This window comes from Variovorax sp. P4_D9 (genome assembly GCF_056401695.1).
In genome coordinates this window covers 1-4,376 of record NZ_JBFUIU010000734.1, presented here as the reverse complement: position 1 = coordinate 4,376, position 4,376 = coordinate 1, and the positions used below count along the sequence as shown (strand labels likewise).

Sequence of the window (4,376 nt, the reverse complement as noted above, 5' to 3'; positions counted from 1 at the left end):
GGCTTCATGGTGGCGCCCAAGGCCATCTTCCCGAAGCTGCTGCAGGCCAAGCAGGCGGCCGACCTGCATACGCCGAGCTTCAATCAGCGCCTGGCCTTCGAGGTGATGAAGGACGGCTTCATGGAACGCCACGTGCCGACGATCCGCGCCTTGTACCGCGCCCAGCGCGACGCCATGCTGGCAGCGCTGGGTCGCGAAATGCAGGGCGTCGACGTGCAGTACAACGCGCCGGCGGGCGGGATGTTCCTGTGGCTGCGGCTGCCCGAGGGCCTGTCGGCGACGCAGCTGCTGCCGGCAGCCGTCGAGCGTGGCGTGGCCTTCGTGCCCGGGGCGCCCTTCTACGCCCACGAGCCCGACCCGCGCACCTTGCGGCTGTCGTTCGTGACGGCCAGCGTCGACCAGATCGACCGCGCTATCGCGGCACTCGCCAAAGTGCTGCGCGAGCAAGCCGCAGCGGTCAAGCCGGCCTCGACGACGGCGCGCCCGAAGCTGGCCTGGGAAATCCCCTTTCGTCCCTGAGCGGCCCTTTGGAGAGCCCCGGATTCAGAAGCCGTTGTAGCGACCCGGATTGTGGTTCACCGCAAGGATCAAGTTGACCACCACCGCGCTCAGGATCGACCAGGCGATGCGCGAAGGCTCGACGACCAACAAGGCGGCCGCCACGATGACGCAGTCGGTCGCCATCTGCACATAGCCGGCCGCCAGCCGTGCCCTTCCTGCAGGTAGGCGGCAAGGATGCCGATGCCTCCCAGGCTCGCCTTGTGGCGGAACAGCACCCGAGCAGCACACCCCCCACCACGCTCGCTTAGGCGGGATGCACGGACTGGACCGCGAGCATGGACGGCGCCAGGTTGGTGAGCAGCGAGAGCACGGCGACGGCGGCAAAGGTCTTGCCGGCGAATGCCCATCCCAGCCGGCGCACGGCCAGCCAGTAGATAGGCAGGTTGAGGACGAAGAAGGCGCTGCCGAATTCGACGCCGCTCGCATAGTGGACGAGGAAGGCCACACCGGACACCCCGCCGGTCAGCAGGCCCGCGCACTTGTAGAGCGTCAGTGCCAGCGAAATCATGAGCGTCGCCGAGGCGATCGCGATGACATCCTCGGTCTTCGCGTGGCGCTGGCTCGCCACGCTGTCGTCGACGGGCGTATCCAGGGAGGCGGGTGGTGAATCGGTCATGGTGGCGCCATCTTCGATGGCTTCGCCCAGCCACGCAATTCGAATGCCCGGCCGGCCGGTTCAGAGCACCCGGAAGCCGTGCGTGCCGTCGGCCGCCAGCTGCGCCACCAGGCCGAACTCCCAATCGAGGTAGCCCTGCATCGCCTCGACCGGTGCATCGGTGCCTTCGTAGGGTCGGCAGTAGCGGTCGGTCGGCCGGGTCGCGACATGGTGCCAGCCGGTCTCGGCCGGAAGGCCGGCGGCAAACCATGCGGCATTGCCRCCGGCAAGCACTTCGACGCCGGCATCGCTGCCGCGCGCGTCGAGCAGCGATCGCAGGTCAGCCGCGGCGAAGCGCGCGAGCAGGCTGCTGCCGCAGGTCAGCACATAGCGGCGCGCGGGCGGGATGGCATCGAGCGCCTGCGCGAACTGCGCCCGGATGGCGAACCAGGCGCCGGGGATATGCCGCTTGGCATGGTTGACGCCGGTCGTGACGTCGATGACCACGGTCTGTCCCGGCGCGTCGCCGAGCGCCTTCGCGAGTTCGTCCGCTGTGACTTCGGCCACCGGAGGGGGCTCCGGATGCAGCGCCGGCGCGGCGCCGCGGACGCTGCGCGCCGCCTCGGCCTGCGCCTCGACCACGTAGACCTCCCAACCCATCTGCGCCAGCCAGGACGCCGTCATCGGCGCCCGCACGCCATCGGCGTCGGCCAGCACGATGCGCGCGCCTCGCACCGGCACCTGGTGGTCCGTCTCCTGCACCAGTTGCCCACCGGGCGCGCTGGCGAATCCCGGCAGGTGCCCGGCCTCGTACTCTTCCGGCGTCCGGACATCGAAGCGGTAGACGCTGCGCTCCGGCGCTTCGAGCGTCGCCAGCGCATCGAAGGCGATCCACCGCGCGCCGGCGCGCCGGGCGACGTCGGCTGCCCGCTCCTGTGCCATGACGCGATGGGCTTCGCCCGCTGCCGGCGCCCCGCGCGACGCACCGTGGTCGAGCACCTGCCCGGCGAGCTTCCAGCCGATGGTTCCGTTGCGCAGCGCCGCGACCGGATTGGGCAAGCCCGCATTGACCAGCGACTGGGTGCCGATGATGCTGCGCGTGCGGCCCGCGCAGTTGACGATCACCTGCGTGGCCGGGTCGGGGGCGAGTTCGCGCACGCGTAAGACCAGCTCGGCGCCGGGCACGCTGGTCGCGGTCGGGATGCTCATCGTCTGGTACTCGTCGAAGCGGCGCGCATCGACCACCACCACGTCGGCGCGGGCGTCGATCAAGGCCTTGACCTCCTGCGCCGACAGCGAGGGCGTGTGCCGCTCGTGCTCGACCAGTTCGCCGAAAGCCTTGCTCGGCACATTGACGTCCCGGAACAGCTCGCCGCCGGCCTCGCGCCAGCCCTCGAGGCCGCCTTCGAGCAGGTGCACGCGCGTGTAGCCCAGCGCGGCCAGCCGGCGCGCGGCGAGCGGCGCCAGGTCGACGCCGTCGTGCGCGCCGTAGACCACGAGCAGCGTGTCGCGGCGTGGAATGCGGCGCCAGGCATCGAGTTCGATCCGCGACAGCGGAAGGTTGGCAGCCCACAGCGGATGGGCCTGCGCGAAGGGATCTTCCTCCCGCACGTCGAGCAGCGCGATCTCCTCGCGGGCGATGAGCTTCGCGCGCATCGAGGCGACGGCGAAGGTCGGAAAAAAGCCGGCGTCATCCGCGCGGGGGCTGAGAGTCGGGGCAAGGGCGGCGGTCATGGTCGTTCGAGGCTCGTCGGATCGGTCCCGGAGTATCGCGCCAACGCGCCGGCCAGCGCCTCCCGCCCCGCAGCCACCAGCACGGCATCGTTCTGCGGCGTGTGGATGCGGCTGCACAGCACGTCGCGGTAGTGGCGCTCGAGGGGGTTCTGACGCGCAAGGCCATGGTTGCCGCTCAGGTGCAGCGCCAGTTCGACGGCGCGGACCGCCTGGTTCGTGACGCTGTACTTCAGCAACCCGCTCTCGGTCGACGAGGGCGACTGGCCGGCATCGACCCGGGCCACCGCATGGTCGAGCGACACGCGGTTGCTGCGCAGCAAGGCCTCTATCTCGCCGACCGTCTCCTGCACGCGCGGCAGGCTGGCGAGCGCCGCGCCCAGGCCGCTCGGCGCGCGCCGGTTGAGAAAGCCGAGCAGCCAGTCGCGCGCGGCCCGCGCGAGCGTGTCGTACAGCGTGCCCAGCAGCACCACCATCCAGGCCTGCTGAGTGGCATGGGCATCGACGTCGGTCTGGCTGCCGGCGTCCGCTGCCCAATCGGCCGGGGCGCGCAGGTCGACCGCATGGTCGAGCGGAAGGGCGACGTCCTCGAAGATCACCTCGTGGCTGCCGGAAGCGCGCAGGCCCAGGTGGTCCCAGCTCGCCACCACGCGAACGCCCGCTGCGTCGCGCGGAACCAGGAACACCCCGACGCGCGGCTCGGGCTCGTCGGTGCGGCCCCACACCGACAGCCAGCGCAGCCCCTCGATGCCGGTCGTGTAGAGCTTGTGGCCGCGGAGCGCCCAGCGCTCGCCATCGCGGCGCGCGGTCGTGGCCGGCAGGCCGCCGCGGGCCGGCGATCCGAGCGCCGGCTCCACACGCAATGTGTTGATCAGGGCGCCGTCGCGCACCGCGTCGCGCAGCACGCGCTCGCGTAGGTGGGCGGGCCAGCGGCAGTCGGTGCGGCCGATCGCGTGATGCTGCAGCCAGGTCATGGTGAGGATCAGCGCGGTCGCCGGCTCGCCGTAGGCCACCGCTGCGAGCACGCGGCGCGCGTCCTCGAGCGATGCGCCGCCGCCGCCGTGGGCCCGCGGCGCGACCAGCGCGATCAGCCCGTGATCGTGCAGTGCCGTGAAGTTGTCGCGCGGGAAGGCGCCGCTCCGGTCGTGGTCAGCTGCGGTCTCGGCAAAGCGGGCCGACAGCCGCGCGAGCAGCGCATCGTCTTCGTGGGGTGGCACCGGCAGGCGGCGCAGGACTTGGGAACTCATGGGGCCGAACCTTAGCCGCCACCCCGCGGGCGCGAAACAACGCAAGCCGCATATCGAAACTCGAAATCCTGCCTTCGCCCCGGCCGGCATGCGCAGTACGGTCGCGCTTCTCCAGCACCACACGAACGACGACAGCCCATGACATCTCTTTCCAGCAACGCAGCGCCGAGCGCATGGTCGCGCCGCCGCTGGCTGCAGTCGGCCGGAGCGGCCGCCGGCCTCGGCGCCCTGGGCCCGATGGC

At 71.3% G+C, this 4,376-nt stretch carries 5 protein-coding genes; 1 reads left to right on the top strand and 4 read right to left on the bottom strand.

Annotation, left to right across the window (positions count from 1 at the left end):
- A partial coding sequence (locus tag AC1DY5_RS43875) for an aminotransferase class I/II-fold pyridoxal phosphate-dependent enzyme (protein WP_478120686.1) occupies positions 1-519 on the top strand: 519 nt, incomplete at its 5' end.
- Between the two features lie 24 nt (positions 520-543).
- Here AC1DY5_RS43875 and AC1DY5_RS43870 read toward each other — a convergent pair.
- The 4 genes from AC1DY5_RS43870 to AC1DY5_RS43855 all read right to left on the bottom strand — a co-directional run bounded on the left by AC1DY5_RS43870 (position 544) and on the right by AC1DY5_RS43855 (position 4,134).
- The gene (locus tag AC1DY5_RS43870) at positions 544-684 is read right to left on the bottom strand and encodes a hypothetical protein (RefSeq protein ID WP_478120685.1); all 141 of its coding nucleotides are present in this window, start codon (positions 682-684) and stop codon (positions 544-546) included.
- 121 nt (positions 685-805) lie between these two features.
- Positions 806-1,177: a YitT family protein gene (locus AC1DY5_RS43865; protein WP_478120684.1), complete on the bottom strand. Its 372-nt coding sequence runs from the start codon at positions 1,175-1,177 to the stop codon at positions 806-808.
- Positions 1,178-1,237: 60 nt separating this feature from the next.
- Positions 1,238-2,890, bottom strand: a complete 1,653-nt coding sequence (locus AC1DY5_RS43860; RefSeq protein ID WP_478120683.1) for a rhodanese homology domain-containing protein — start codon at positions 2,888-2,890, stop codon at positions 1,238-1,240.
- Positions 2,887-4,134: an acyl-CoA dehydrogenase family protein gene (locus AC1DY5_RS43855; protein WP_478120682.1), complete on the bottom strand. Its 1,248-nt coding sequence runs from the start codon at positions 4,132-4,134 to the stop codon at positions 2,887-2,889. The genes AC1DY5_RS43860 and AC1DY5_RS43855 overlap by 4 nt, the downstream gene beginning before the upstream one ends.
- Positions 4,135-4,376: the final 242 nt, after the last annotated feature.

Bases quoted from the DNA above. Each gene is read 5' to 3' on its own strand.
- AC1DY5_RS43865 (WP_478120684.1), bottom strand. From the start codon at position 1,177: ATGACCGATTCACCACCCGCCTCCCTGGATACGCCCGTCGACGACAGC.
- AC1DY5_RS43855 (WP_478120682.1), bottom strand. From the start codon at position 4,134: ATGAGTTCCCAAGTCCTGCGCCGCCTGCCGGTGCCACCCCACGAAGAC.
- AC1DY5_RS43870 (WP_478120685.1), bottom strand. From the start codon at position 684: ATGGCGACCGACTGCGTCATCGTGGCGGCCGCCTTGTTGGTCGTCGAG.